We start from the raw sequence: 26,151 nt of genomic DNA, 5'->3' as shown, positions 1-26,151 counted from the left end.
TGCTATGGAAGACCTGCTTAAATCATTATCACAGCTTGCCAAAGATAAACATAACGAGAACAAAAAGTTCTTTGCAAAATTGCGTAAAAAACCACCTAAGAAGTTGGATTATTTAATGCAGGAATTGCATGATGCTGAGTTTGAACGTACCGACTGTTTAGAATGTGCCAACTGTTGTAAAACGACAGGTCCGCTTTTTACTCCTAAAGATATTACCCGTATTTCTAAGCACTTTAGAATGAAAGAACAAGCGTTTATAGATACCTATTTACGTATTGATGAAGATAATGATTATGTGTTGCAAAGTGTTCCTTGTACATTTTTAGGAGCCGATAATTACTGTTCTATCTATGAGGTTCGTCCAAAAGCATGTAGAGAATTCCCACATACAGATCGTAAAAAATTTCAGCAAATTTCTAATCTTACGCTTAAGAATGTAGCGATGTGTCCAGCTGCGTTTAATATTGTAGAAGAAATGAAGCGTAGAATTCCTAAATAGAAGTATTAATTTAACTGGCCATCAAAATACGTAATCACATCGTTGAGGGCATCTTTGGTCGCATGTCCTTCTTCATCTACAAAGTCTAAGGTTAATATAGCATGTCCATCACCGGGTAATTCATGAAGGATAATACGTTCTCTATCGGTATTAAATGTTTTCTTATAAAGATCAAAACGTGATGCTGGACACATACTATCTCCTTTAAAACGGGCACAGTGCATAGGCCCTATATCATCCAGTCTGTTTTTTACATGTGTTACTTCTTCGGGACTCATATGTAAACCTCCTCTTTTAAAGGGAAGTGATGGTTGGCTAGCAAATCCTGCAAGAACAGCTTCATTTGCCATAAGGGAGATTGCAAAATTGCCTGTGAGGCACATCCCAATCACTGCAACGCCTTGTACTTGATGTTTTTCTTTGGTGTATGTACAAAGTGCTGATAAAAAATCTACGATTGGACTTGAATGATTTCTAGCAAGAGCACTAAACTGACGACGCATACAAAAGAGTACTTTTCCAAAATTTGCAGCCGTGGCTGTTTTTCCTATTTTTCCAAAGAGATGTGGAAGTACCACAGTATATCCTTTATTCACAAAACGATCGGCAAGTGCTAAAGTCTCTTGTCCTATACCTGGCAACTCTTGAATAATGATGACTACTTTAGGTCCGTTTCCTTGTGTATAAATCGTATTAGTTACCTTTTTTCCATTGCGTAATGTGCTGGTAAATGGTTCTTTTTGATAGGCATCTATTTGTGTGATAGAACTCATAATTTGGATAGTTTTTGTATAGTAATTAGGTGCTTTATGGCAAAGCAATCCTGCTTCAATATACTTATAATATCTTATAAGTCATTTAATTAAAAAAAATAGATGCTGGTGAAGTAGATGTTATGCGTCTTGGCTATCGGCAATTATTTTTCGAATCCAATCATTTGGAATCATATCGATAGTAAGATTAATACGTTCTTCAGAACCGGCATTGATAACTCTATGTGGATCTGTAAGACGTAAATACCAACATTCTCCTGGTTTCATAGGAACTGTAGTATTATTAAGATAAAATTCTACCTGATCATTATTGAGAATGGGTACCGTAAGTCTAATCACTGATCGTTCTATTTCTAGGCCTAAAGTAGGATCTGTATGTTCTCTTACCGTTGAGTTAGGAGCTAATCTAAGTAAACGTACTAAAGTTACTTTGGTATGCTCTTTAAATGTATTGATCACATTTTGTAAGTATGGAGATGCATTTAAGGCAGGTGTATCCATCCAGTCTGTCCATGAACCATCTGCATAATCCATTGCAGGAGGTGGGAAAGGAAGTGTTGTGTCTACTTCGTGCGAAGGTGCACGTAATGGAATGACATTATAATACTCAAACTGTCCAAACTGTAAATTTTTAAATTCCTCTAGCATCTTTGCTGTGTCAAATGTAAAAGGAAGTTTAATTCTGTCTTTTGTTTGTGTAGCGGTAGTATCCATGTTTACTAAAATCGTTTGGTTAATTGTGAAGCATTAAATTACTCATTTTAATAGTATTTGTATACCCGTAAATCTACCTGATTTTATATGTGAGGATACTTAGCTTTTTAATTCTCCAGTATGACGATGTATTCTGTGTAATTCATAGACAGCGATATCAGGGTTTAAAATTCCTTTATCTGCAGCCGCAACCGATAGTTTTGCCCATATAACAGCTAGTTTATAGAAGTCATCATAAATAGCAGTTACGGGTTGATTTTCTAAAAGATCTCCTATGGTATTTGATATTTTGGCAAAACGAATCCCTTCTATCAATGACCAAAAAGTAACTAGGATATCGTTGCTTTTTTGATCAAAAGAGATTGTTGGATTGATAATGTTTTCCATACTTGTGAGTAAGGTACTTAAACGTACCTTCATGGTAGTGACATCTGGTAAGTGTTCTTTTTGAGATTGACGTCTAATATCTGAATAACCATCTCCGTAGGAAATAGGAGTAACGTTAAAGCCTAATTTTTCTAAAGCCGTAATCCCTTCTCCTTGAAATCCGTATACATCATTACCTATCAAGAAGCCATAGACATAATAGAACTCTAAATTTATAATGAGTTGTAATTTTTTGTTGTCGCCAAATGTAATTGTTAATCCTCCAAAATCATTCTCTGACAGATACACTGCAGGATAGGTTTCATTATTGATATATCGAATTCGAGAGGTCGCCTTACGAAAACCGTCTAATGAAAACTGGAAATCATTATCAAGTCGAATTTCTAATACTTCTCCGTGTAAAGTAGATATGCCTTTAAAGATGTCTGTATTACTAGTCATGCTGAATCTATTATATTGAGTTCCTAATTAATAGGGTCAATATAATAGGTTACTCTTATTTGTACTACCGTATAAGTACTTGATTTTAGGGATGATTAATAACGTTTTGGTTCTTTAAACTCTTTCATTAAAAAGTCAAGTGTAGTTGTATTAAATAACGTAGGGTTATCTCTAGGTAACCAATGGGTCTCTCCCGGTAAAATTGCTAAATAAGCATTTGGAATAGCTTGATACATTTTTACGGTATGTACATCTTCAATCACATCATGATCTCCCGCCATGATTAATGTTGGGGCTATTATTTTAGTTAATTCTTCAAATTGTAATTGCGGATAATTGATAAGTTGTTTATACAGTTTGATATAGATTTTATAATCAGGATTATTTTGACTTTCTAGTCGCTTCAATGTTTTTTTATGCTCTTCTAATCTATCTGGAAATAAACCATCTGGATGAATATTGGCGCCCATTGCGACTAGCTTTTTAACCTTTTCTGGATATTTCATAGCCATGATAAGTCCTATAATTCCACCATCACTCCAGCCTACAATATGAGCACTATTTATATTGAGTTTTTCCATAAATAACCTCATGTCTTCTGTTTGATTCATATAGGTTAACTCTTGTTCATTATCTGTAGATCTCCCTCTACCACGACTATCTATGGCAATCACTTTGTAATTTTTTGCAAACACATCTATTTGATTTTTGAATGCTTCAATAGACTGTCCTGCACCATGAAGTAATAATAGAGGCTCACCTTCTCCATATATTTCATGGTATATTTTTACACCATTAACTTCAATAAAACCACCTTGGTTATCATTCTGGCCATAGACCCCTCGTCCTTTTATATGTAATGCATAAGTCCCTTTATAAGGATTTTGTGTAGTTCTGCTTGCCGTATAAAATTTTAATTTAGAGATCGCTGTATCACCCCAAATCTGTTCTGGTATTTCTGGAGCTTTTTCAAAACCTGGATTCTGAATAGCGATTGACACCCAATTTTCTGGAGTTTCTTCAATTTCTAGGGTAAAATCATCAAAAAAGAAATCCCCATTTTCTGTGCACATTAGCCCAAATGATAGGCTTTGTGCATTCTCGTTTTCTAGAATTCCTTCAATTGAATATTTTTGCCAGTTTTTAGATACTGGAATACCTCCCATATCACGATTGAATACACCAGATTTAGAATCCTTTAAATTGATGCGTGTCCATATTGTTACAGATTCATTTCCATTAAAAGTTTCCTTTCGTATATGAGCAGAGACTCTAAATTTTTTGCCTATATATTTAGAGATATCTACCTTTTGATGCATAGGCGCAAAATCTGAGGCTCTTTTTTCTTCTTGAGAATATACAGTAGTTACAGAAAGCATTACAAAAGAAAAAATAACTAGGAGGACGATTTTTTTATTCATGTTTGTCTTTGTTTCAATAGCCGTTTAATGAATTGTAAATATACTATATACGCTTTCGCGAAAGCGTATACTGCATTAACATTTTTGCATAAGATCATTTAGTACATTCGTACTATTAAAAACGAATATTGTATGACTGATACTATAATCCATCAAGAGGAAACGCTTTTCAAAAAGGCGGGTTATCGCTTCTTATTTCTATATGTTGTTTTGTATATCTATCCCTACGGATTTGAATATATTCAGGAATTAACAACCAGTGATATTTCTTTTTGGGAAGGGATGACAGTTTGGTTTGGAGAAACCGTTTTTGGTTGGGAGTTTAACAGGTCTAATCTCATGAATGGGTTTGATTCTAAGTATGATTACAGTCGTTTTGGTCTTATTACCGTACTCTCAATACTAGGTACGGCACTTTGGTTATTTATAGATGCAAAACGCAAGGTGTCATATACTCAAAAACTGAAAGTATTTCTGTATACGATATTGCGATATCACGTCGGACTTACCCTCATTCTTTATGGTCTGGCAAAAGTATTTATGCTCCAATTTGGTGAGATGGATTTAAATCGATTAGAAGGAACCATAGGTAGTCATAATGGGATGAGTTACCTATGGACATTTATGAGTTATTCTAAGTTTTATACCATGACGAGTGGATGGATAGAGGTAATAGGAGGTTTGTTTTTACTATTTAGAAAAACCACCTTTATAGGAGCGATTATTCTGTTTATTGCGATGGCAAATGTAGTCTTGATAGATATAGGGTATGATGTACGTGTCAAGATGTTTGCGATACATTTATTTTTAATGACGTTATTGCTTCTTGCCTATGATTACAAGCGATTAGTTCGTTTTATGATTCTTAATCAATCAACTCAGCCTAATGTACTTCCTTCCTTGTTTACTACTCAAAAATCTAAAAGGATTGGATATGTTTTTAAAGGTGTATTACTCGTGTATGCTTTGATTTCGTTTAGCTATCATCTTTCAGGTCGTATAGATAGCCAAACTGCTAATCAATACCCTTCTTTAACAGGCCATCATACGATTAAAATGCTTATTAAAAATGGAGATACACTCTCATTAGATAAAAGTAATACTGTTTGGAAATCTATGATTATAAATGGTAGTTCTTATCTTCCAGAAACCCTTACTATGAGCAAAGGGAATAATTTTAATGACTATTTTTCTTTTAAAGCCGATACACTAGCACGCACCATAACGTTTCACCCCATGCGAGGAGATACCAATGACATTTATCAATTTAGATATAAGAAAGAAACAGATAAGACCTATATTTTTGAAGGTACACATCGTCAGGATACCTTCTGGATCAAAACAACCGCCAAAACACTTAAAGACTATCCGCTTACTTCAAAAGGAATTAAATGGATCACAGATTTGGAGTAAGTTCTTGTTTAGTTTACTTCTAACGCTTTCATCGCTTCCAATACTTGCTGCTTATCGACAGTTAGATTATGTGCGATATATCTAAAGAAATCCTGTCTATCTTTTGGGTAATCCAATTTATAATCTACCGGAACGCCTCTATTTTCATAGGAGTTTCCGTGTACATCCATATAAATTTCATTAGAAATAGAAAATGACCATCCATTAGGCAATGTTTTTTCTAAAGCAGTTGAGAGTGCTCCTTGGGTATGCGCACCTATTCTTTTATGATAGGGAATACTCATTGAACTAATGGCAAAAGCTTCAGCAGCACTTCCTGTTTGTTGGGAAGTCAAAACATACACAGGTTTTTTATAAGCCGTAGGACTTGTATCCATAAACAAGGGAAGCTCGGGAGAAAACCCATTATTGTGTTTTAATTTCGTTTTGACGGTTTGTCGCCGTTGATCATTAAAGCGTTTTAATATTTCAAAGCTCACGGCATCTTGACCTCCTCCATTAAAGCGTACGTCTATAATCATAGCTTGTGTGTCCTTAAGATCATTCATAATTTGATCCATAGTCTTGGCAATTCCCGCTACTTCTTTTTGGATGTATGTACCTTCATTCATGGTGTGAAACGTGGTGACATAGGCATCTACATAACCTACTTCATCAATCAATGCTTGTGGAATGTCTAAAGCCGCATACAGCCACATGGCTTTCACTTGCATATATCCCACATTATTTTCCATGGTTCCCCATTTGATCAACCAAGAATCTTTGGTCATGTCTTCGGTAAGGTAGGTATCGGCGACCATATTGGCTATTTGGAAATCGCCATATTCAACGAGTGCTTCTTCGGCAGAGGGCTCTTCTTGTTCTTCCTCTAGTGCTTCTAAGGCTTCATATACTGCATCAGTAGCTTCTAGGTAGGCATGATTATCACCTAAGAGTTCTAAGGTTTCTTCGATGGTTTTATAAAGCTGTGGGTCTGTTGGATTGTTGAGGATTTTTTCTTTTTGCTGTTGGTAAAGCTCGGGCCAATCTATTTGATTCAATTCCATAAACACATAATGTTCTTTTACAGTCTGTGCAAAGACTTCAAAATTGTATAACACATCTTGTTTTTGGGTCGTCGATATTGGTATTGTACAGTGTGTTGGTATTTCTGTAGCTCGTGTAAATCGATAGGTCATCACGCCTTTTTGTAATGATAGTGTATCCTTTTGAAGGGAAAGCGAACTCCTAATTTCTTCTAAAGATGCCTGTCTATTGGGAAGACATGAAATATCAGTTACATCATAAAGTGTATACTGTGTACTATCCTGAATCTGTAAGACCCAACCAGATCCTATAGATTCCCAGACGCCATTTATAGAGATGGGTTCTTGAATTTGCTTTTGACAAGAAATAAAAAGTATCGTAATGATTATCGCAATGATCTTTGATTTCATTTATGGAAGGTTTATTCAAAGACCGTGCTTATGGAATATCGTTACAGTAGGGGAGATGTTTTAAAAATTTATAAGTTTATTTTTTTCTGATCTTCTTTTTTAGTTCTTCAATAGATAATGTAATCTTCTTTTTTCTATGAACCATTCTATGACAATTTGCACATAAAACTGTTAAGTCTGTTTTTGGGTTTGTTTCTATTTCTTGGCCTTTGTTTTCAGATAATGGTTGAATATGATGGACTTCAATGAAACCTTTTCCCCAATCTCCATAAAATGCCTCAAAGTTAAAACCACAGACAACACATTCAAGTCCATGAATTTTTACAGCATCACTCCTAAGTGATGGCTTTCTTTCATAACTATACGATGTTGTAACCTTTTTTCCTCCTTCTGTAGTACCTATTATATATTCAGCCTCACTTTCTTGAATACTAATAAGATCATCGTAAGTTTGTTTGTATTCTTTGACTTTTAAGTCAGCATACTTTTGAATAGCTATCCAAACTTCTTCTTCAGATTTATTAATAAAAGAGTCGAAGACAGCTTGCATATCTTTTCCTAATGGATGTGGAGATTTATTATCAGATAACCAACCGATCCTTTTAGAATTTGGAAAGTGGCTGTCAAATGCATCTCGCGTATTCTTTAAGCTTCGTTCGAATGCTAAAACTGTTCTATCTCCATGTATTTTTTCATAAAATACTCTATATGCATCATTCCACTTATGAACCTTTAAACGAATGGGAGGAGAGGGATATTTATCATTTTCATTAATTACACCAAATTTGGATAAATAAAAACCAACCTCTAAAAATGCTTTACTTCTTTTTTTCAATATATGTGTATTGTTGCATATAGTTGCAAACTGTTGCATGAACAAATCTAACTAATTTATTATCAGCACTAAACATATTTCAAAACTATATACTCTTTCGCGAAAGCGTATAAAAAACCACTCCTTATAAAGAAGTGGTGCTATAGTTACAACGGTACGATGACGTTATTCAACTTTCGTGAGTTCCATTGGAGAATCGAGACCTATCAATTGTATCACATTGCCATTAGGATCTAATGTAAATTGAACCCGTTCTTTGATCTCTCCTACCTTAAATATGTGTGCTTCTAAGGGCGTTAAGCGCATCTTCCCACCTTTAGATTTCGGCTGACCGTATAATACATTATTTTCTAAGGTAATTGTGATGGTAATCCCTCCTCCTTTATAAGTGCCTATGTATTTTTTATACAATGCCTCATCAATAGCGGGTGTTTTTTCAGGAGTTGTAATAAACTGTAATAAGGTATCATAATTAGAAGGATGAATATTCTGTCTGTTATGCTCCTTAAGGTAGGTAAGCGCTAATCGATAGCCTTCATCGAATGCCAGTTGACTATTCACTTTTATATGCGGAATCACACCCACCTGTTCAAAACTCGTTTTGGTAATGGCATTAATGGTCTCTTCACTAGACACCTGCACACTAAAACGATCATTAACAGGATGTACAGAAGCTCCATTACCCGCTCCCGCAGTCACTTCTCCTATAATAGTAGCTCTTCCTAAATGCTTCAACATATAAGCAAAAGATTCCGCTGCCGATCCTGTGTTGGCATTGACCAAAACATATAACTTGATATCTGGAAGCTTGGTTCCTGTCACATTTGGATCTGTAGAGATTCCATATGTATGATCATGTAAGGTACAGCGATAATCTGAAAGATGAATAGGGGCTTTACTATCAAAGAAGTAACTGATATAATAAGCCACCATATCTTCAAAACCACCGCCATTGTCTCGTACATCTACGATAAGAGCTTCGGTGTTTTTGAGAGACTCAATAGCGCTTGTAACGATAGGTTTAATGTTCTCTAAGTATTGATGACGTGTAAAGTGCTTAATTTTTAAATACCCTACATTACCATCAAGTACGTTGATTTCTGAGAGTCCGTAATTGGTCCAGAGACCTGTCTCGCTTACTTGTATAGGGGCTGTATTTGTGGTAGCTCTTTCTCTAGGTGCACGATACACCATACTCATGTGCAAATCATTATTAATCGCTCTTAAATCATTTTTAAGTGTGTCTGCTAAGACTTGAGGTTGTGTGAGCTGTTGATATGCTCCGTTTTTATGTTTAGTACGGATACGTGTAGTGATTTGATCTCCTATTTCTGGATCTATATAATATCGATTTACAATGGAAGTGATAGAGTCAATAATAGTACTAACCTCCGATGCAGAGACTGCTTTTGTATCTTCTTTTTGTGCATAGATGTCTTCTGAAAATAAACAGAGTACACATAACATGACTACTAAAAGGTTCTTTTTAGGGTATGATTTCATGGATTCGTTTTTTGATATCCACAAATGTAGATAGGCAGTACTATCTAAAATAGAATGAGATTAGCCAATTCGTTAAAACTTGCGATAATCTTTAGGAAGGAAACCTGTGAGTTCTTTAAAATTTCTAATAAAATGACTCTGATCTGTAAACCCACAGTAAAAAGCAATTTCAGATAATGATACTTCAGGATTTTTTATCAAATCAATGCTTTTCTCAATTTTTAGTCTTCTTCTATACGTACCTAATGTACAATGAAAGTATTTTCTGAAGTTTTTAGAGATTGTTACGGGATGTGCCCCTACAAGTATTGAAATTTCTTGTAATGACAACTCATCATTCCATTTATCATGCAATAGTTGTTCAAGCAGAATGATCCATTGCGGTTTGGTTTTATAGAAACGCTCTTTTTGATTAGAAACTAAGGATAGTAAAAGGGTTTGGAGTTGTAGATAATCTTGTGTGTCTAGATGTAGCAATTCCTTTTGCATTTTTAAGATCAATGCTTTCGCACTTACATTGGTCGTAATCGCTTCTTTGATATCATGTGCCGTCAGGTCGTATTTTTTAAGAAATGAGTGCTCGATTTCTATATTCGCACTTTTGGATATAGGGTTAGGAGCGATCCATCGGTGTTGTTCTTCTGCATGATAAAAAAAGATGCTTCCTTCTTTTTTGCTATAGGTAGTTTGCTGTTTCGTTTCGGCTTTCCCTCCTTCAAAAACAAAACAGATATGGAGATTTTCGTGATAATGCCATTCTGGATTGTTTTTACGTTCAGAATACAGCGTATTGGTAATCGTACTACCCTCAATATGGGCTTTATGTACGACTTCACCGGTATATTCTCCTTTGTTTAAAACAATCATTAGGTAAAGCTACTAAATTGAAATTATATCCTATGTATGGTCATGATTTAATTTTGATGTACGCTTTCGCGAAATCGAACTTGTGAGATTCACGACCGTAGGAAGAGTGAAACGGTAAAGCGAACCTGTAAGACCCACCTGCCGGCAGACAGGTTCACAACTATAGGGAAAGCGAAGCGTTAAAGCATATTTATAAAATGTCAAGAAAATGCATTGTAAGAGACACTTACTCATAGGCAAAAGAGACAGGATCTTTATGCTTTTTTTTGAGTAGTCCATTAGTTTCTAAATAGTGCATCCAAGCTGTAGCACGACCCCGAGAATCACATCCATACATATTATCAGAAGAACAAAGTTTGTGAGGATATCCAAGCCTTGTAGTAAATGTCAATTCGAGAATTTTAATAATAGAATAAGCCCCATTATCTTTTGTGCTCCCGCCACCACCTACAAAGGCATTGTTTATATTAAATTTTAAAATATCATAGATTTTATCATAATCTAAAACATTATTAGAAGTCATAAAATCAATACCTGCCTGTTTTGCGTAGTGAGTATGAAGTTGTATCTCTGTAAGCTCAGTATATTTTTTTAAAAACTCCTCTCTATTTTTTTGATCTGAAAAACTCTTGATATAGGAAAATCCAAAATCCCGATTCATAAATGAATATTTTGAGTATTCATACTTAAAAGGAATATTTTCAATGGCTTGTAGTGCTTCTCCTATCTGACTATACTTTATTTTAGAAAGAAGAGAAACAATATCTTCTTCGTATTTAGTAGAATCATTGTTTGCTAATTTGATTTTTTTAAACTCTTTCTGAAAATCAGCTACCTTTTTAGATGAGATACCCGTCCAATCCTTTTTTTCTTTTTCTTTAAAAACAAGAGGCTTTAATGCTATTTCTTTAGCTTTTTTTAATTGGCTTTGAACCTTAGGATACGAAGAAGAAAATGCCTGTAAGGTACTTGTAATATCATCTGAAGCTCCTGTAAATTTTACTAGGTAACTATTACAAAAACCAATAATTCCGAGATCGTCAAAAAGCTTAGACTTTAGTAAATAGGTTTCTAAATATGTTGGATTATTGATAAGTTGTTGCCAGTTTCTAGAATAGAAAACATCAAGAATTCTCCCAGCAGAGTATGTGAGGCCCCAGGATTTTTCATCAATTAATGACCAATATTCAAAAGCTGTAATATCTTCTAATGTTAAGTTTTCAATGATGTTATTTTCTAACTGGTGACGTTCTTTAAACGTAAGGTTTGTTTTAAGAAGTGCTATTTGATCTCGTAATTGAGTACTTCCTTTATAATCTATCTTTTTTGCATCACAATAGTCTGTTAATAGGACTAATTGTTTAAGAAAGCGATACTCAAAAGTTGGAAGTTCATAATTATTAGATACTCCAGAATTACTGTATTTATCAATGAGAGGTTGTGCCTTAAGCGCATTAAGTTGAGATAATGTTGTAAATGCATTTAATGCTATAGTGTCATTTTCGTTTTGTAATTCTTCAAAGAGGTTTTCTTCAGGGGCAATAAACTTTATGTCTAACATAGTATTTTTAAAGGTCTGCGATGTATCGTCCCATGTATACTCTTTATAGTGATTTACAAAAAATGTAAGTAAGTTAATTTTTGATGGGGTATAAAATTCATTTTCAAGATGGAAACTTAATTCATTATATATATTAGGAACTGAAATGTTTGTATTCGTTAATAAACGAATGAGGTCTATCATTTCCTCATGCGTATCTTTATATTCATTAAATCGATATCTCGATTTTACAAATAAGGATGCAATTTTAAGAAGTGCCTGCGGATTTTTTGCAGCTATAAGTTTATCTATTTTATGATCTATCACCCAATCTAAACGCAATAACTCTGCTCGTTTCTTTTCTAATTCATTAGATTTAAATCGTGTCAATCCAGTTATCTCATACTTGGTTTCTCGTTCTTCAAACGGCGTCATAATAAAGGCGTCTGCGAGTGTCGAGAAGGTAATTTTGTCTCTGTTTTTATTTAGAAAATCCTGAAACTGTCTTGCGGTGGTAGTGGTGTCTATACGTATTTCAGTATCTAAAAACATTGTGTTCTCATTGAGAATTCTTTTAGCCTCAGAAGATTCATCTGTATGAATTATATGATATCCTAAATGGGTGATCACTTCTTTTTTACTATCAAAATAGGTTGCAATTTCTGTTAATGCACCTATATCTCCTTTGCGAAGTTGCCAGTCTAAGAAGTTTAATTTATCATGTTGGCTTAGTAAATGCCCCGAGGTTAATATGCAAAGTGCGAGAACTATATTTTTCAAAGTAAAAGCTTATGATTTGTAATTCAATACACAAACCTAACTCATTTTGCTTAAGAATGTTTCATATAATGAGGTAATGCCTTATTTCATTGAGGGAACGGTTATATACGCTTTCATATTTCGATAGAACACTTCGACAGGCTCTGTGTGACATTCAGTATTAACTTTTGAATGAGTACGCTTTCGCGAAAGCGTACTTGTGAGATTCACGACCATAGAGAGAGCGAAGCGTTAAAGCGTATACAACAACCCTGAATGGATATATAACTTACTCCTTTTTTACTTCTTTTTGTGAAAGATTCATCAGTTTTGCCGTAGTTACAAATACTTCATTCCATGATAAAGCAGTATTGGCTAATACCACGACAACTGTTTTTGTACTTGGAATGATAAAGAGTTGTGATGCACTGCCAGATTGCTCCCCGCTATGACCAATAATAGCACCTTCATTGGGCTTTGGATTGTATAGAAACCAACCAAAACCATAGGCGTTTGCTTCTTTTTCTAAACTGTGATGTTGCCTCATCAAATCTAAAGTGCTTTCAGATATTAACTTGTTTTCTAGGACAGCATTTCCAAATAGGAACATATCTTCTAGTGTGATATAAAAACCACCTCCAGGAATTCTATTACTCAAATTGTTTTGTGTAGACTCTTTTATTCTTCCCTTTTTATCACGATGGTATAACATTGATTTATTAGATATTTTGACACCATATTTTTCGATCCCTGTGTTTTTCATACCTGCTTTATCCCAAATATTCTTTTGCATGTATTCTTCGTAAGTGACGCCAGAGACTTTTTCGATGAGGAGCCCTAAAACAGCATATCCATAGGTCGTATAACTAAAGCGAGCGCCTGGCTCAAAAAGTAGTTTCCTGTCTTTAAACACATCTACAGCGGCCGCCATTGTTGCATACTCTTTTGTGTTTTGCGCTTCTTTTCCGTTTTTATAACCCGCAATTCCAGAAGTGTGGGATAATAGATGTCGCGTCGTGATTTGTGTCTTTTTTTGTGTAGGATAATCAGGAATATAAGTCTGTATAGGCTTGTCAATGTCTATAAGTCCTTTTTCTACAAGTTGCATTATTGCAATGGCAGTCATTGATTTTGCAATAGAAGCCGGTCTTGTGATGGTGGTTAGCTCCATCTTTTTATTATTTTCACGATCTGCATCCCCTTGAGCCGATTGCCATTTGACGTCTCCATTTACAGAATATCCCGCAACAACACCTACAACAATGTTTTCTGATACGAGTGATGCTACTAAAGAATCTGCTGTTTTATTTTGAGTTTGTGCAGATGCATTATTTAAAATAAACAAAGCACTTATAAGAATTAAATATTTTTGCATGGTTTGATTTTTAAGAATTAAACGATGCCTCAAATGTAGGTTTGAAAAACACCAAAACCATCTATTTTATTAGGTTTGGGGCGAATGATCAGTTTTTAGGGATGAATGATTTAGGTCTAAAACTGCTTGCTTATATTTTTTTGAAATAGGAATTTCACTTTGAGTCAATCCTAATACAGAAGTACTTTTCCATTCTTTAAAATGAATAGGGTTCATAAGATGGGAACGATGTACTCTTACTAAACTCGGGATTTCTTCTTGAATATTTTTTAAGGTATTTCTCAATAATTTTTTTTGTAGCAAATTTCCTTTGAGATAACTTACTTCTATATAATTGTCGGCACTAGAAATACTAACAAGATCGGAAGGATAGATTTGTAAAATATCTAACTTATTATCTCCGGTTAATGTAATTTTTGAGGTAGGCTTTGTGGGTGCTTTTCTATTGAGAAACCATCTTGAAAAAATCAAAATGGATAATAAAATAAAACAAATAGGTGTATAGACTTCTATGGAAAATTTAGAAAAGGAATAGATACCATTAATAATTTCGGTTTTATAATACCAGAAACTTCCTAAAAGCACAAGAATATTAAAGACGAAAATAAATAGCACTTCAAAAATGATCGTCCAACGATTCATTCTTTTAAACACCCAGTTCTGAAAAGGAACGAGTAGCATATAACCTATAAATGAAATAACACCATAAAAAGGGAGTATTTGCAGTCTAATCATAAAGGATAAGTCTGATGCATCAAAAGGTGCAATAAGCACTAAAAAGACAACCAGCCATATGCTTATAATGGTAGCAATAATACTATGGAATTTATAAGATGTATATAGGGGTAGTGATTTCACCATGGATTGTATACGATGTACTATAGGATATTTTTTAATAGAGTCATTTTAGCTTTTTTGTAACCTATCTTCTTTCAAATTTAAATTATTTTTTTTCAAAAGCAGAAAATATACATAGAATGAATACACTGTTTTGTTTTATAGATTTCTTTACGCCTTTTATCACTTCGCTCTCCCTATGGTCGTGAATCTCACAGGTTCGATTTCGCGAAAGCGAACAAAAAAACCACTCCTAGAAAGAAGTGGTTGTATATATTATACGTTATATAAGGTTTTTAGCAGTTCTCTCCGTTGATATCACAGCTTTCTCCCTCTGTGGTATTTTCTAAAGTAGTAATTTGTTTAAAAGCATCTAAAAATACTTCTGACGGTTGTGCGCCACTAATGCCGTATTTGTTATTGATAATAAAAAATGGAACGCCAGAAACGCCTCGTTCTTGGTATTGCGCAATTTTTTGCTGAATTGCTTTCCCTAATTCTTTGTTTTGGATAATACTTTGCACTTTTTCTGGAGTCCAACCAAATTCAGCTCCAATAGTTTCTAATACTTGTATATCATTAAGATGTAGTGTTTCTACAAAATAAGCTTTTAAGAAACGTTCTTTGAGTTCATTTTTAAAACCTTCTTGCCCAGCAACGGCAAGCATTTGATGTAAAGGCAATGTATTTACAGCAAGCCATGTATCTCCAAAGTCAAAATCAATGCCTTCTTCTTTTCCTATAGTAGTCAAATGATCTGTCATTTGTTGCGCACGTTCAATATCACCAAATTTATTACCCAGATAGGTGTCTCTATTGAGACCATCTACAGGCATATTAGGATCTAATTGATAAGGGTGCCATTCTATTTCTACAGCAGCACCATCCCATTGCGCAAGGGCTTTTTCTAATCTACGCTTACCTACATAACACCACGGGCATGCTACATCGGATACAATATCAATTTTAATAGGAGTCTGAGCTACGCTATCCATATTCTTTTTTTATGGTTATAGAAATCTTAGTAGGGTAGTAGCATGATTCCTTACTTGAAGTATAGGTTACTTTTTCCATACACTTTTATAATGCTCCATTCTTTTCATAGCGTCTTCCATCATATCCGCACTTTTTAATTGACTCCTTATTTGATTGATACCATCAATACAAGCGAGGACTCCAGGTTTATACCAAGGAAATTCGTCAGAAAGTGATGTTAATTTAGCAATAGCTTTCATTCCTTCTCCAGCATCACTCAAGGCTACAGAGTGTTGATATCTAAAAACAGGACACCAGTAATAATCATTTGCTATAGCGCTCCAAGTATCTAAATCACATTCGCCAATTTGTAAATAAACAGCAGCAAATATTGATGAGTCAATGTAATTATTAGAAAATAAAAACCAATTTAATAAAGGGATTTCTTTTTCATCAGAGTCTTTAATATGTTCATTAATTTTAGTTTCTAACACTTCTTGTATCATCTTGTGTGCTAGCTCTTGATCATCAGGGTTTTTTGATAGATGTAATACGGTAGCATATTCTGTTTTAACAATAGCGAGGTCAGGTCTTAGTTCATAGGCTCCTTTAGCATAGTTGAGCGCATTTTCATAAGAATCCATTGCTCTATATAACTTTGATAATGCTACCACCAATCGCATATCTTGAAAATCTTCTTGAGTTATGGCTGACTCGTGAAATTTAATAGCTTTCATGGCATATCTGTCTTTTACTAATCGCTCTACAATTTGCCATTTTTCTAGTTTTTCATAATACTGAGTATCCCAATATTTATACAATAACGACATCCTATCCCAAAAGGAGGAAATTCCTTGCCATTCTTGGTAATATTCATGCAATGCAACATGCAAAGGCACTACTTCTCCTTTTTCATTTTGTATTTCTATTTCGGTGCGATACCCAGGATTACTATGATACCTAGCAAATGAGTCATTTAATAATTCAAATTCAAATTGCTCAACACTTTTTTTAGGGCCTTGCATCTGATTCATCATTTTTTTTAACTCTTCTTGAACTCCAGGATTTATAGATGAATTTGATTCTTTCTTTGAAGGTGTAGGGTTTTCTTGTTTTGTATTTGAAGTTGAAACCGTTTGTTTTTTCCCAAATAACTTTTTAAATAAACTCATAGATAATATTTCAAATGATGTGATAGGAATTAAAAATACATTAACTTTTGTAATATCTAGCAGTAGTATATGCTAAATAAATAACAATACTCTTAGATGTTATTTTGTGCTTACTTCTTAAAATATAACGGATGTATATTCTATTTAAAAATGCAACGAATGCTGGTTAGAATAGGAAAATATTTGTTTTAATCTAGCATTGCCACAACACGTGCAGGCGCAGCAGATGCACCAACAATCTTTAATGGAAAAACAGCCACTTTAAACCCACTATAGGGTAAAGCATCAAGATTAACCAATTGTTCCATATGACAGTATTCCTTCTTTTGACCCACCAAATGCGCTTCCCAAAATAATTCTGAATTGCCTGTTTCTTTTGCTTTTTTGAGCATGTATGGAAGTGGTAAATCCCAACCCCAAGAATCAATCCCCATGACTTTAATTCCTTTGTCAATCAGCCATTCTGTAGCTGCTGCACTCATACCTGTTCCTATTTCGTGAAAATTTTTGGTGCCATTGTATATATCTCTACCTGTTTTGATCAACACAATCATGCCTTCTTTGATCGTAAGGTTTTGTTCTTTTAAAAAGTCTTCAATGTCTTCTATAGTAATCGCATCAAAATCTTCTTTGTGTTTCATATCTATTACAATACCTTCTCCGTAACACCATTCTAATGGAACTTCATCTATGGTTTTTGATTTTTTACCATTGGTGGTAGGAGAGTAGTGCCACGGGGCATCTATGTGAGTAGTAGAGTGTACTCCCATTTTTTGAATGGTGTCATCAGCCCAGCCTTCAAAACCCTTAGGAAATAATTTGAATGGTAATCCTAACGCACGAATGAGCCACTTTGCTTTTTTATGAGGTTTATGTTTTATCTTCACCTTCATAAACCATGGGTCTTCTTTATTATATTGAATGGGCTTTGATAAATCTATTATTTTCATAAGGAGCGATTAATGAGTTGTTGTGTGTTTAGCGATGAATTTTGAATTAACGTTTTATAGCATCCAAAATAAGTGTTTTCAGTTTTTCTATAGGGATTGTATCTATCATGTGTTTGACCTCTTCTAAAATGTGTAGCTGACCATTAGGTAACGCATTTGCACTTTCTTTAGATTCTTCTATACTCACCATATGATCCTTGCGACCAATTGCGATGTGTACATTATGCTGTATTTGGGTTAATTCTTGCACAGTTATTTTTTTCCCATTTCCTAAACCGTGCATGAGCTGGGCCGTTTTGCGCATGACTTCTTTCCAATCGTTCTGGGTGTGTACGGCTGCTAGTTTTTTGGCGAAAGCCGGTACCTTCTCTTCAATTTTTTCAGGGTTGAGCATTTTTAGTTCTTGGGCAGCACTTTCAGGAGTCCATTCAAATTTAGTTCCTAATGTGACAATATGTTCTACTAATTCAGGATGAGTTTTGGCTAATTGTAATGCCACATAACCACCCATGCTATATCCAAATATATGCGTCTTAGAAATATGATGTTCTTTCAGATAATCCCTCACATTGGAGGCGAAAAATTCCATACTAAATGGAGTCGAAGACGCATTACCGCCATGTCCTTCAAAGTCTAAGGTATGTACATCAAATTCATTGGATAATGAATCTTTGAGGTCATTAAATTGTTCTTTAGATCCTAGAGCTCCATGAAGTAATAGTAAAGATGGATTCATATTGTTTTCATTTTGAGTACAATATAAATCAAATTTTATAAGATTAGATTTTATGAAAAGTGACTTGATACTTCCTTTTGTTCCAAAAGGTTTCTATAATAATAGACGTAGGTGTTTTGTCTATAATTTGATATTTATATATATCACCAGGTTTACTGAGCCTTTTTTTCATAGGATCATTACTTGCTTTAAACGTTAATTCAAAATCACAATCATTAATCCATTCTATGTCTAATATTGAATATGTTTTACCATTTTTCATCCGTTCTAAATACAGATCGCCATTAAAGCTCACGTACGTAGTATCAATAAAGTTAAGCTCTTTTACTTCATTTGTATAATAGTATTCTCCCTGATGAATATCTAAACACGTAAGGTCTTCTGCAGGTTCTATAAAATTTGACTCTTTCCCAGCTTCGTCCATAAATGCTTCTGCAGCATAGGTGCAATTTTCTGCAATGTAAATTCCTATAACATTTCCAACTTCTTCCATATCAATGTCATCTATAGTTTTTGCATCATAATATTTAAAAAATACGTCCATATTTTTAGCAAATGTTCTTTCTAAACAAGAATCTACGTCGCCTTGAGTAGTTGCTTTTTCTTTTTCAATGCATTTACAAAGCTTGTTTGCAACTCTTTCAAATTCTTTCTGAGAAAAAACGGTTGAACTTATAAGCATCATTAAAATAATGATTAGGGTATTATTTTTCATAGTGTATTAATGTATTGCAGATTTAAAAGTAAATATACTAGTTTCAATTTCTTTATACGCTTTCGCGAAAGCGTATACTGAAAGAATATTTATGTAAATCTTTAAAAGCGTCAAGAACGATTTTCTCTTTTTTTCCGTTTTGAAGCTTCTAAGAATATAGTTGCAACAAATGAAAGCGGGTTTGTTAAATCATCATCAACCCGGTCAAACCCATTGATAGCAGATTCGTAATTCTCATGCATGTCATCTATAATTGCTAGAAAGAATATAGATGGGATATGTTCAGGGTCTTTTGATAAGCATTTTTTTAAGCTTTTTTCAGCTTTTTTAGTTTTTCCTTTTAACAAATAATAGGCACCTATTTCCCATTGTACATTAGGGTCCCAATTTTCTTTTTTAAATACGCGTTTTAATGAATCTACTCTTTTCTTAGTTATACCTTTATCAAGATTTGATATCATTTCTTTTTTAGTTTCTTCCATAAAATAGAAATAGGTGTCACAATTTCTTACTAAAGGTTCTTGTATTTCATTAAACATTCTTTTTCCTAATTCGTATCCTAATTCATAACCATTTTGATAATTGTCTGCGTCTGTATTAAGTGTATCTATGCCTAACCTATTTACTTCTTCTTTTGCAACTTCTTTAAATAATTCTTGATATTTACTATTAGAAAAGTCATAGCACGTTTTTAATAAATCTAATTGGATTTTACCTGTTTTTGGAGCATTTTCAAAACAGTCACATACCAAAGTGGTAATTTTTGCTTTTGCTGTTTGAGCATAAAAATGAGTAGCACTAAAGAAAAAAAGGAGCATGCAAATTTTAAATTTCATATAGGTGTGTTTGATGGTTTTTGCTTTGTTATATTTCCAAATGTAAAGTTTCTACTGTTTAGTTAATGTAACTACGTAATACATTTCTTGAATATTAAGACCTGAATATTCATCTAATGCTCTAAAATTTTCTAAATGCCCAATGGTAATACTATCAGAGTGCATTTGTATAAGGCTTATATAGTCAGATGGAGAAATTCCTTTATTTAGAATAATTTCTTTACCTGTAGGTGATAATTTCCAAGTTCCTTTAGAAACAATAGTATCAGATTCATAGATTTGATAAGAGCTATCTTCAGAAAATTTGAAAGAAACCTTTTTATCTATTAAGGATTTAAATTTAGTAATCTTGTTTTTCCATCCCTTAAAACTTTCTGAAATACTATCAAGCTTGATAATAGAGGACATCTTCCAATGTGTATTCTGAATTTTAGAGATAATGTTTTGTTTTTCAGCACTATCGATATAGGGTCTTTTAGTCATGGTAACAACTACCTCAGGATAGCGAAGAGATTCTAATTGGATTATGGAGTCCCCATCGTAGCTTTTGATTCTGTAGAATTCATCTTCAAATTGTCTGAATGTCTTAACAAATAATTGATTATCATTTATACTTAATATCTCCCACTTATCAAATCTATTAACCATTCTATTATTTGTAACATCTTTTTGTAAACAAATCCTTAAATCACTCCAATCAGCAAACACTGTATCTTTTAAATAGAGGTTTCTTACATAGTTATTATTTGATAATATCCAATCCTTATGTTTCCAAAGTTGCTCTTTTTCTTCAATTGCATGTTGCTTATCTAGCTTAACAAATTTTACACGTGCACTTTCTTTAATATCTATAAAAATACTATCCTTATATTCAGTTACAGTAGTACCTAATAAGGTGTCATTTAAAAATATTTTATTCTTATCAACATTTATTGGAAACTCAATAGAGTATGTTTCATATACATTACTTAGTATTGCTTTATTATTTTTGAAATGAATGGTTAATCCATCATAAACATTATTTCCTGTTTCGAGAGGAATAGGTGAAGATTTTACAGCTATCCAATGCGTATCTGAAAATCGATGCGTTTTACAAGAAAAAAGTGTAAACACTACAATTAATAGTACGAGCAAGATTCTTTTCATAACGGAGTAGTCTTTGTTATATATGTGTTGCTAAAAGGCTATTCGTTACAAATGAAACCCTTACTCAACAGGAATGTATAAATCTACGATAAACTTATTTTCAGGATGCTCTCTGTAGTCATTATGATAGATTTCATAGGGGTTTTCAGAACTTTTTTTGTATCCGTTTTCATTCATCCAAATAAAAAGACCTGTCCATGATTTTTCAAATTCATCTGGTGTGATTTCAAAACGTCCCACAATACATCTTCCTTGATTAATGGTTAGTTTGTGGATTTCTCCTTCGGCTTCAAATGGAGTATTCGTAATCAAAAAGATACTCATACGTACTTTGTCTGGAGCCGTTACTTTTATGCTGTCATAGAAAACTCTACCTAGTTTTGCTTCGGGAGCTTTTAATAGGCTTTTTGAATTTGCCCATTGTATGAGTTTGCCAAAAGCATTTTCAACACCCTGTATTCCAATGTGTGTAACGCCTGCTAGCTGTAATGTTGGGGTTTCTTTTACTTCAATGTGTGCATTCATGTGTATCCATTTTTTAAGATTTGTAATGGTACAAATGTATTTTTCATAGTCGGGATATACTTGACCATTCTTGCTTTGAAGTTGTCTTATCTTGCTAAAGGTATTAGGATGTTCTTTTTTAAAAAGAGAAGGAGATACTCCATAAAACTTTTTAAAGGCCCTGGAAAATGCAGTGATATCATTAAAGCCTACCAAAAGTGCGATGTCTTTTATAGGTGTATGGGTATGTAATAATGTAATTGCAGCTTTTTCCAATCTACGTCGGGTTACATATTCATTTACAGTTTCATGAGTAATGTATTTAAAGATGCGATGAAAATGAAAAGGAGAAAAGAATGCGATCTTTGACAGCTGTTGTAATGATAAGTCACTATCTAAGTTTTCATCAATAAACTGAAACACTCTATTGATTCTACTTTTATAATCGCTTTCTATTTCTGGGTTTACAGTGTTCATTCTTTAGTACTATAAAAAGTTTATCCAATAGCGGGTACGCCTCTTTTAAATTCAATATCTGAGATATCTTCTAATGCTTCTTCGATCTTATGTTTTAAATCGGGTGAAATATAGATTAAATTATCTAAGAGACTATAAATTTTTAAACCTGAGGATTCTGTAGATTGATATTGTGTGTAATCAATTTTATGTTTCATCTTCAACTCACAATAATTACTCCATTCTTCATTAGTTGCACGTCTAAAAATTACAATATCAGCTATCTCAATTTGATCAGGTACATATGTTTTTAAAACAGCTCCAATTTTACGATCTATAAGTGTATAATCATATCCATGAAGGATTCTTTTAAAGACCCCATCTTGCGAAAATTGATACCGTCCATCTTTTAGTTTAATGAGCTGTACTTCTGCTATATGATGTATAGTTGTACCATCTTCAAAATAATCACTACTACATATGGTTCCTTTATTACATAACCAATAGGGTATATTTTTTTTCATGATGATGTACTCATTTTGGGATTGTTAAGTGTTAAAATGATTGTTTACCTTTTCAAATATCACTTCGATTTCTTTTAGTATACACTCATATAATTACTATATGGTGAATATACTATATAGATATAAGTTTTTGCTTTCGCGAAAGCGTAATTACGAACAGTACAATTTAGATAGGGAGGTTTTGCAATTATTTATGCTTCTTCGCCTCCATTTTCAGGCTCATCTATTTTTTCTTCGTACCCCGTTTTTTTCTTGATTTTCTTTCTGATAATAAATAGGATAGCCCCAAAAATTAAAGCAACCAATGCACCCCAGAATTTTAGAAATTGTTCCCAAACGATTTCTCCAAGAGTATTTACTTTTTTCTCTATTTCTTTTTGGGTATTTACATCTACTATAACAGAGAGGGTTTCGGATGTTTTAGGAACAAACGCGCCTTGACAGTCATCAGTTTCATATAATTGAATGTTAACGCTCACATTGTAGGTGCCTGTTGATTTAGGTTGTAATGAAAAGCGTATTTCAGAACCACTAGGGTGTATTTTATAACAGGAATCTTCTATAGGATTTATGATATCAAAGTCAGGAGCAAAGGGAGTTACTTTTGCATATTGCCCTATTTCTGTCGGGATGGTAGTTTCATCTTGTACCGTACCTTCTTCAAAAGTTACCTCCACTGTATCGGCGCCAATCCACACGACTAAGACCCCATTTTCATTCATATTAATAGTTCCATCTACAGATAAGACCACCTTATAGTTTTCTAGATCCGGAGCCGTAGTATTACCAATAGTTCCTACTTCTTCATCTGTAATGTCTATGGTGTTTCCTATTTCTGGATCACCAGGTTCCACTTCTATGCCTGGAGGTGGAGGCGGAGGTGGTGGAGGTGTTCCTACTTCTATATCAGAAGGAACCTCAGCAGTCTCTACAGCCTCTTCATATTGTGCTTCTGATGAAGGTGCATCTCCACAGGATATCATTGAGAATACTAAAATTGTAATTACTAGCAGCTTAAGAAGTAGTTGCGTCTTCATTATTTATATTGTTTTATATACTAAAAGTACAGTATATTTTTTAGAATGTTTGTTATTGTGCTGTTTTTCAATGTTGTAGGAAGTAAAAAGCTTGGTGTGTATTTATTGATCAATCCTATAAGTACTTTTTCTTAAACTATTTGTTTGACTTTTTATTTTTGGTCTTATTATATTCCAAATAGGCAAAAACGAAAGCTGTAATTCCTAATGCCAATGCTACCCCATGGTACCAAATTAAAAAATCATCATCCTTTAATCCAAAGTATGTGAGAAGGACTCCTGGAATTAAGTAAGTTTTTGTTTTATTGTTCATTACCGTAAAATAGTTTTAGTTCACTTTTTTCGAAATTAAGTAGGAATTATTCTTTTTATTTTTAAAAAATAAAGTGTCATTTTTAAAAGATAAAATCCATTTACTATTCATACTATCCCCCGAAGCATCATCTAGATACAATACTTTTTTATTTATTTTATACGTCCATTTGCCATTTTCGTTTGTATTAGATTCCCCATCATACCCAGTAAAAGTCCCATCACTTTTTATATGTATCCAGTTATCATTTAATACAATGGACGTAGTATCTTCAACTACACGTAAAATTTGCCATTTTCCAATAAAAAAATCAGAAGAATTTTGGGAGCAACCTATTCCTATAAAAATAAAGATTAAGACGAGTGTTTTTCTCATTTCTTGCAACTATAATGTGATGTTTAAGATAAAAGGTCTAACTTCAATTAGTGACAATTTTCATGTGTAAGTTACTTATTTTCTTACTAAGAAATTTGAAACCGATTCATTGTAGTGATCATTAAGAATCATCTTTATTCTGAATGCTGGTATGTACCCTCTATGCTACCAATATCTAAGGGCTTTTCCATTTTCTATAAATTCTTTTAAAGACTCATGGATTAAGTATTTCCATCCACCTACGAAATTCTCTTTTCTAAAATCTGGGTTTGTAAATGTTTCAATACCTTCATGTATGAGTTTTACTTTGGTTTTTTTACCAATAGATGATAATTCAAACGTCACAAAAGAAATCCCTTCGTACCCTTCATATTTCCATGAATACTTGAGTTTTTTTAAGGGAACTACTTCCAAAACCTCACAAAGGTGCATATACCGTTTGCCTTCTTCACCACCTTCAAATTGAAACTTGTTACCTACTTCTGGTTTGAAATCTGAGATATCAAAATACCATTTTTTCATTAACTCTTTTTCTGTAATAGCTCTCCAAACAAGATCTATTGGAGCATTAAATTCCTGTTCTATTAGTAATGGTTGGTTTTCCATAAGAATTGTGTTTTTAGGTTTTTTTTATAGGTTTTGATTGTAATTCTCCTAATAACTCATCAAGCTGATTTAATTTACCAGTCCACATTTTTCTGAAGGGCTCTAACCAATCACCTATTTCTTCTAGCTTTTGAACTTCAAGATTGCAGTAACGCTCTCTACCTTCTTTTTTTACAGTAATAACACCACATTCTTGTAAGTATTTGATGTGTAATGATACCGCTTGTCTAGTCATATCAAATTTATCTGCCAATGCATTGACATTCTGTGATTCATTTGTCAATGACATAAGTATACTCCTTCTTGTTGGATCTGCTATGGCATTAAATATATCTCGTCTCATATTAAATACGCAAGTAATTGCTTGCAAATATATACGAAAGTAATCACTTGCGCAATTTTTTGTCAAATATTACAGTGATGGAAATTGATTATACGGTATTTATCGAGAAGTAAATTGCAACGATGAGTATCGCTGTACGTTATTGATTATTCAGTTTATAAAAACGATGCTCATCATAAAGTTTTTCATTCTTGAAAATAGCATTTTTGAATATGCCTTCGGGTTGAAATCCATTCTTTTCAAGTACTTTTATAGATGCCGTATTATAGTCAAATACTCCAGCATAAATTCTATGTAACTGAAGTTTGTTAAACCCATATGTAGTGATTAATTCTATCGCTTTTGTTGCAATTCCTTTTCCCCAATAAGGTTCACCTATCCAATACCCAATTTCACCAGATTTCCTATACACATCTTTTTGAAGAATAACTCCAATGACCCCACAAAGCTCGTTGTTATATGTTATTCCGAAGTTTTGTTTTGGTTCTTCCTGTAGGGTTAGATTTATGAAATAATCGGCATCATTTTCATCATAAGGGTAGGGGATGTAGTCTCGCAAATTATCCCAAATATTTTTATTATTTGCAAGCTTTGCTAATTGTGTTCTATCTGAATGTTTGAGTGGTCTCAGTTGAATCAATTTGTTATCTGATTTCATAAGTT

General features: G+C 33.5%; 28 protein-coding genes. 2 read left to right on the top strand and 26 right to left on the bottom strand.

Going from position 1 to position 26,151, the window contains the following annotated elements; translation table 11 throughout:
- The first annotated feature begins 4 nt into the window (after positions 1-4).
- Positions 5-499 carry a YkgJ family cysteine cluster protein gene (locus CHB80_RS14995; RefSeq protein WP_089372313.1) on the top strand — a complete coding sequence of 165 codons (495 nt, stop codon included), beginning with the start codon at positions 5-7 and terminating at the stop codon, positions 497-499.
- A 5-nt stretch (positions 500-504) separates the two neighbouring features.
- Here the strand turns inward: CHB80_RS14995 and CHB80_RS14990 are convergent, their stop codons facing one another.
- From CHB80_RS14990 to CHB80_RS14975, 4 genes are all read right to left on the bottom strand, one after another.
- The gene (locus CHB80_RS14990; protein ID WP_089372312.1) at positions 505-1,272 is read right to left on the bottom strand and encodes a dienelactone hydrolase family protein; all 768 of its coding nucleotides are present in this window, start codon (positions 1,270-1,272) and stop codon (positions 505-507) included.
- 120 nt (positions 1,273-1,392) lie between these two features.
- The gene (locus CHB80_RS14985; RefSeq protein WP_089372311.1) at positions 1,393-1,986 is read right to left on the bottom strand and encodes an aspartyl/asparaginyl beta-hydroxylase domain-containing protein; all 594 of its coding nucleotides are present in this window, start codon (positions 1,984-1,986) and stop codon (positions 1,393-1,395) included.
- Positions 1,987-2,085: 99 nt separating this feature from the next.
- Positions 2,086-2,814 (bottom strand): ribosome-inactivating family protein, encoded by a 729-nt coding sequence (locus CHB80_RS14980; protein WP_089372310.1) that lies wholly within the window; start codon positions 2,812-2,814, stop codon positions 2,086-2,088.
- 95 nt (positions 2,815-2,909) lie between these two features.
- Positions 2,910-4,235 (bottom strand): alpha/beta fold hydrolase, encoded by a 1,326-nt coding sequence (locus tag CHB80_RS14975; protein ID WP_089372309.1) that lies wholly within the window; start codon positions 4,233-4,235, stop codon positions 2,910-2,912.
- Between the two features lie 132 nt (positions 4,236-4,367).
- On the opposite strand from CHB80_RS14975, the gene CHB80_RS14970 reads away from it, so the two are divergent.
- Positions 4,368-5,648 carry a DoxX family protein gene (locus CHB80_RS14970; RefSeq protein WP_089372308.1) on the top strand — a complete coding sequence of 427 codons (1,281 nt, stop codon included), beginning with the start codon at positions 4,368-4,370 and terminating at the stop codon, positions 5,646-5,648.
- An 8-nt stretch (positions 5,649-5,656) separates the two neighbouring features.
- Here CHB80_RS14970 and CHB80_RS14965 read toward each other — a convergent pair whose 3' ends face one another.
- From CHB80_RS14965 to CHB80_RS14865, 22 genes are all read right to left on the bottom strand, one after another.
- The gene (locus CHB80_RS14965) at positions 5,657-7,084 is read right to left on the bottom strand and encodes a S41 family peptidase (RefSeq protein WP_089372307.1); all 1,428 of its coding nucleotides are present in this window, start codon (positions 7,082-7,084) and stop codon (positions 5,657-5,659) included.
- A 76-nt stretch (positions 7,085-7,160) separates the two neighbouring features.
- Positions 7,161-7,958 (bottom strand): HNH endonuclease, encoded by a 798-nt coding sequence (locus CHB80_RS14960; protein WP_089372306.1) that lies wholly within the window; start codon positions 7,956-7,958, stop codon positions 7,161-7,163.
- 126 nt (positions 7,959-8,084) lie between these two features.
- Positions 8,085-9,422: a S41 family peptidase gene (locus CHB80_RS14955; RefSeq protein WP_089372305.1), complete on the bottom strand. Its 1,338-nt coding sequence runs from the start codon at positions 9,420-9,422 to the stop codon at positions 8,085-8,087.
- Between the two features lie 72 nt (positions 9,423-9,494).
- Complete coding sequence (locus CHB80_RS14950; RefSeq protein WP_089372304.1) at positions 9,495-10,289, bottom strand: helix-turn-helix domain-containing protein; 795 nt, start codon at positions 10,287-10,289, stop codon at positions 9,495-9,497.
- A gap of 226 nt (positions 10,290-10,515) precedes the next feature.
- Complete coding sequence (locus CHB80_RS24700; RefSeq protein WP_089372303.1) at positions 10,516-12,609, bottom strand: hypothetical protein; 2,094 nt, start codon at positions 12,607-12,609, stop codon at positions 10,516-10,518.
- Between the two features lie 268 nt (positions 12,610-12,877).
- Entirely contained in the window at positions 12,878-13,963 is a 1,086-nt protein-coding gene (locus tag CHB80_RS14940; RefSeq protein ID WP_089372302.1) for a serine hydrolase domain-containing protein, read from the bottom strand.
- Between the two features lie 69 nt (positions 13,964-14,032).
- Positions 14,033-14,824 carry a LytTR family DNA-binding domain-containing protein gene (locus CHB80_RS14935; RefSeq protein WP_089372301.1) on the bottom strand — a complete coding sequence of 264 codons (792 nt, stop codon included), beginning with the start codon at positions 14,822-14,824 and terminating at the stop codon, positions 14,033-14,035.
- A 272-nt stretch (positions 14,825-15,096) separates the two neighbouring features.
- Positions 15,097-15,795, bottom strand: a complete 699-nt coding sequence (locus tag CHB80_RS14930) for a DsbA family oxidoreductase (protein ID WP_089372300.1) — start codon at positions 15,793-15,795, stop codon at positions 15,097-15,099.
- A gap of 66 nt (positions 15,796-15,861) precedes the next feature.
- Positions 15,862-16,947, bottom strand: coding sequence for a tetratricopeptide repeat protein (locus CHB80_RS14925; protein ID WP_089372299.1), 1,086 nt, complete (start codon positions 16,945-16,947; stop codon positions 15,862-15,864).
- 188 nt (positions 16,948-17,135) lie between these two features.
- Positions 17,136-17,897 (bottom strand): cyclase family protein, encoded by a 762-nt coding sequence (locus tag CHB80_RS14920; RefSeq protein WP_089372298.1) that lies wholly within the window; start codon positions 17,895-17,897, stop codon positions 17,136-17,138.
- A 46-nt stretch (positions 17,898-17,943) separates the two neighbouring features.
- Entirely contained in the window at positions 17,944-18,633 is a 690-nt protein-coding gene (locus tag CHB80_RS14915) for an alpha/beta fold hydrolase (protein ID WP_089372297.1), read from the bottom strand.
- Between the two features lie 43 nt (positions 18,634-18,676).
- Positions 18,677-19,348: a hypothetical protein gene (locus CHB80_RS14910; protein ID WP_143337154.1), complete on the bottom strand. Its 672-nt coding sequence runs from the start codon at positions 19,346-19,348 to the stop codon at positions 18,677-18,679.
- A gap of 110 nt (positions 19,349-19,458) precedes the next feature.
- On the bottom strand, positions 19,459-20,184 hold the full coding sequence (locus tag CHB80_RS14905) for a hypothetical protein (protein WP_143337153.1): 726 nt from the start codon (positions 20,182-20,184) through the stop codon (positions 19,459-19,461).
- Positions 20,185-20,235: 51 nt separating this feature from the next.
- Positions 20,236-21,330: a hypothetical protein gene (locus CHB80_RS14900; protein WP_089372294.1), complete on the bottom strand. Its 1,095-nt coding sequence runs from the start codon at positions 21,328-21,330 to the stop codon at positions 20,236-20,238.
- A gap of 60 nt (positions 21,331-21,390) precedes the next feature.
- Complete coding sequence (locus CHB80_RS14895) at positions 21,391-22,311, bottom strand: AraC family transcriptional regulator (protein ID WP_089372293.1); 921 nt, start codon at positions 22,309-22,311, stop codon at positions 21,391-21,393.
- 20 nt (positions 22,312-22,331) lie between these two features.
- Entirely contained in the window at positions 22,332-22,814 is a 483-nt protein-coding gene (locus tag CHB80_RS14890) for a hypothetical protein (protein ID WP_089372292.1), read from the bottom strand.
- A gap of 191 nt (positions 22,815-23,005) precedes the next feature.
- Positions 23,006-23,851 carry a hypothetical protein gene (locus tag CHB80_RS14885; RefSeq protein ID WP_089372291.1) on the bottom strand — a complete coding sequence of 282 codons (846 nt, stop codon included), beginning with the start codon at positions 23,849-23,851 and terminating at the stop codon, positions 23,006-23,008.
- A 136-nt stretch (positions 23,852-23,987) separates the two neighbouring features.
- Positions 23,988-24,164, bottom strand: coding sequence for a hypothetical protein (locus CHB80_RS24695; protein ID WP_179218183.1), 177 nt, complete (start codon positions 24,162-24,164; stop codon positions 23,988-23,990).
- Between the two features lie 15 nt (positions 24,165-24,179).
- Positions 24,180-24,539, bottom strand: a complete 360-nt coding sequence (locus CHB80_RS14880) for a hypothetical protein (RefSeq protein WP_089372290.1) — start codon at positions 24,537-24,539, stop codon at positions 24,180-24,182.
- 165 nt (positions 24,540-24,704) lie between these two features.
- Entirely contained in the window at positions 24,705-25,145 is a 441-nt protein-coding gene (locus CHB80_RS14875; RefSeq protein WP_089372289.1) for an SRPBCC family protein, read from the bottom strand.
- A gap of 13 nt (positions 25,146-25,158) precedes the next feature.
- Positions 25,159-25,488 carry an ArsR/SmtB family transcription factor gene (locus CHB80_RS14870; RefSeq protein WP_089372288.1) on the bottom strand — a complete coding sequence of 110 codons (330 nt, stop codon included), beginning with the start codon at positions 25,486-25,488 and terminating at the stop codon, positions 25,159-25,161.
- A 139-nt stretch (positions 25,489-25,627) separates the two neighbouring features.
- Complete coding sequence (locus CHB80_RS14865; RefSeq protein ID WP_089372287.1) at positions 25,628-26,146, bottom strand: GNAT family N-acetyltransferase; 519 nt, start codon at positions 26,144-26,146, stop codon at positions 25,628-25,630.
- Positions 26,147-26,151 lie beyond the last annotated feature (5 nt).

This window comes from Dokdonia pacifica (assembly GCF_900188275.1).
GTDB lineage: Bacteria > Bacteroidota > Bacteroidia > Flavobacteriales > Flavobacteriaceae > Dokdonia > Dokdonia pacifica.
The sequence above is the reverse complement of the archived record's forward strand: the minus strand, read 5'-3'. Positions and strand labels throughout refer to the sequence as shown.

Excerpts from the sequence above, each read along its gene's own strand:
- CHB80_RS14885 (WP_089372291.1), bottom strand. The coding sequence starts at position 23,851 with ATGAAGACGCAACTACTTCTTAAGCTGCTAGTAATTACAATTTTAGTA.
- CHB80_RS14985 (WP_089372311.1), bottom strand. The coding sequence starts at position 1,986 with ATGGATACTACCGCTACACAAACAAAAGACAGAATTAAACTTCCTTTT.
- CHB80_RS14875 (WP_089372289.1), bottom strand. The coding sequence starts at position 25,145 with ATGGAAAACCAACCATTACTAATAGAACAGGAATTTAATGCTCCAATA.
- CHB80_RS14890 (WP_089372292.1), bottom strand. The coding sequence starts at position 22,814 with ATGAAAAAAAATATACCCTATTGGTTATGTAATAAAGGAACCATATGT.
- CHB80_RS24695 (WP_179218183.1), bottom strand. The coding sequence starts at position 24,164 with ATGAACAATAAAACAAAAACTTACTTAATTCCAGGAGTCCTTCTCACA.
- CHB80_RS14935 (WP_089372301.1), bottom strand. The coding sequence starts at position 14,824 with ATGGTGAAATCACTACCCCTATATACATCTTATAAATTCCATAGTATT.
- CHB80_RS14925 (WP_089372299.1), bottom strand. The coding sequence starts at position 16,947 with ATGAGTTTATTTAAAAAGTTATTTGGGAAAAAACAAACGGTTTCAACT.
- CHB80_RS14960 (WP_089372306.1), bottom strand. The coding sequence starts at position 7,958 with ATGCAACAGTTTGCAACTATATGCAACAATACACATATATTGAAAAAA.
- CHB80_RS14880 (WP_089372290.1), bottom strand. The coding sequence starts at position 24,539 with ATGAGAAAAACACTCGTCTTAATCTTTATTTTTATAGGAATAGGTTGC.
- CHB80_RS14965 (WP_089372307.1), bottom strand. The coding sequence starts at position 7,084 with ATGAAATCAAAGATCATTGCGATAATCATTACGATACTTTTTATTTCT.
- CHB80_RS14900 (WP_089372294.1), bottom strand. The coding sequence starts at position 21,330 with ATGAAAAGAATCTTGCTCGTACTATTAATTGTAGTGTTTACACTTTTT.
- CHB80_RS14910 (WP_143337154.1), bottom strand. The coding sequence starts at position 19,348 with ATGAAAAATAATACCCTAATCATTATTTTAATGATGCTTATAAGTTCA.
- CHB80_RS14915 (WP_089372297.1), bottom strand. The coding sequence starts at position 18,633 with ATGAATCCATCTTTACTATTACTTCATGGAGCTCTAGGATCTAAAGAA.
- CHB80_RS14865 (WP_089372287.1), bottom strand. The coding sequence starts at position 26,146 with ATGAAATCAGATAACAAATTGATTCAACTGAGACCACTCAAACATTCA.
- CHB80_RS14990 (WP_089372312.1), bottom strand. The coding sequence starts at position 1,272 with ATGAGTTCTATCACACAAATAGATGCCTATCAAAAAGAACCATTTACC.
- CHB80_RS14895 (WP_089372293.1), bottom strand. The coding sequence starts at position 22,311 with ATGAACACTGTAAACCCAGAAATAGAAAGCGATTATAAAAGTAGAATC.
- CHB80_RS14920 (WP_089372298.1), bottom strand. The coding sequence starts at position 17,897 with ATGAAAATAATAGATTTATCAAAGCCCATTCAATATAATAAAGAAGAC.
- CHB80_RS14940 (WP_089372302.1), bottom strand. The coding sequence starts at position 13,963 with ATGCAAAAATATTTAATTCTTATAAGTGCTTTGTTTATTTTAAATAAT.
- CHB80_RS14995 (WP_089372313.1), top strand. The coding sequence starts at position 5 with ATGGAAGACCTGCTTAAATCATTATCACAGCTTGCCAAAGATAAACAT.
- CHB80_RS14980 (WP_089372310.1), bottom strand. The coding sequence starts at position 2,814 with ATGACTAGTAATACAGACATCTTTAAAGGCATATCTACTTTACACGGA.
- CHB80_RS14905 (WP_143337153.1), bottom strand. The coding sequence starts at position 20,184 with ATGAAATTTAAAATTTGCATGCTCCTTTTTTTCTTTAGTGCTACTCAT.
- CHB80_RS14975 (WP_089372309.1), bottom strand. The coding sequence starts at position 4,235 with ATGAATAAAAAAATCGTCCTCCTAGTTATTTTTTCTTTTGTAATGCTT.
- CHB80_RS14870 (WP_089372288.1), bottom strand. The coding sequence starts at position 25,488 with ATGAGACGAGATATATTTAATGCCATAGCAGATCCAACAAGAAGGAGT.
- CHB80_RS14950 (WP_089372304.1), bottom strand. The coding sequence starts at position 10,289 with ATGATTGTTTTAAACAAAGGAGAATATACCGGTGAAGTCGTACATAAA.
- CHB80_RS14955 (WP_089372305.1), bottom strand. The coding sequence starts at position 9,422 with ATGAAATCATACCCTAAAAAGAACCTTTTAGTAGTCATGTTATGTGTA.
- CHB80_RS14970 (WP_089372308.1), top strand. The coding sequence starts at position 4,368 with ATGACTGATACTATAATCCATCAAGAGGAAACGCTTTTCAAAAAGGCG.
- CHB80_RS14930 (WP_089372300.1), bottom strand. The coding sequence starts at position 15,795 with ATGGATAGCGTAGCTCAGACTCCTATTAAAATTGATATTGTATCCGAT.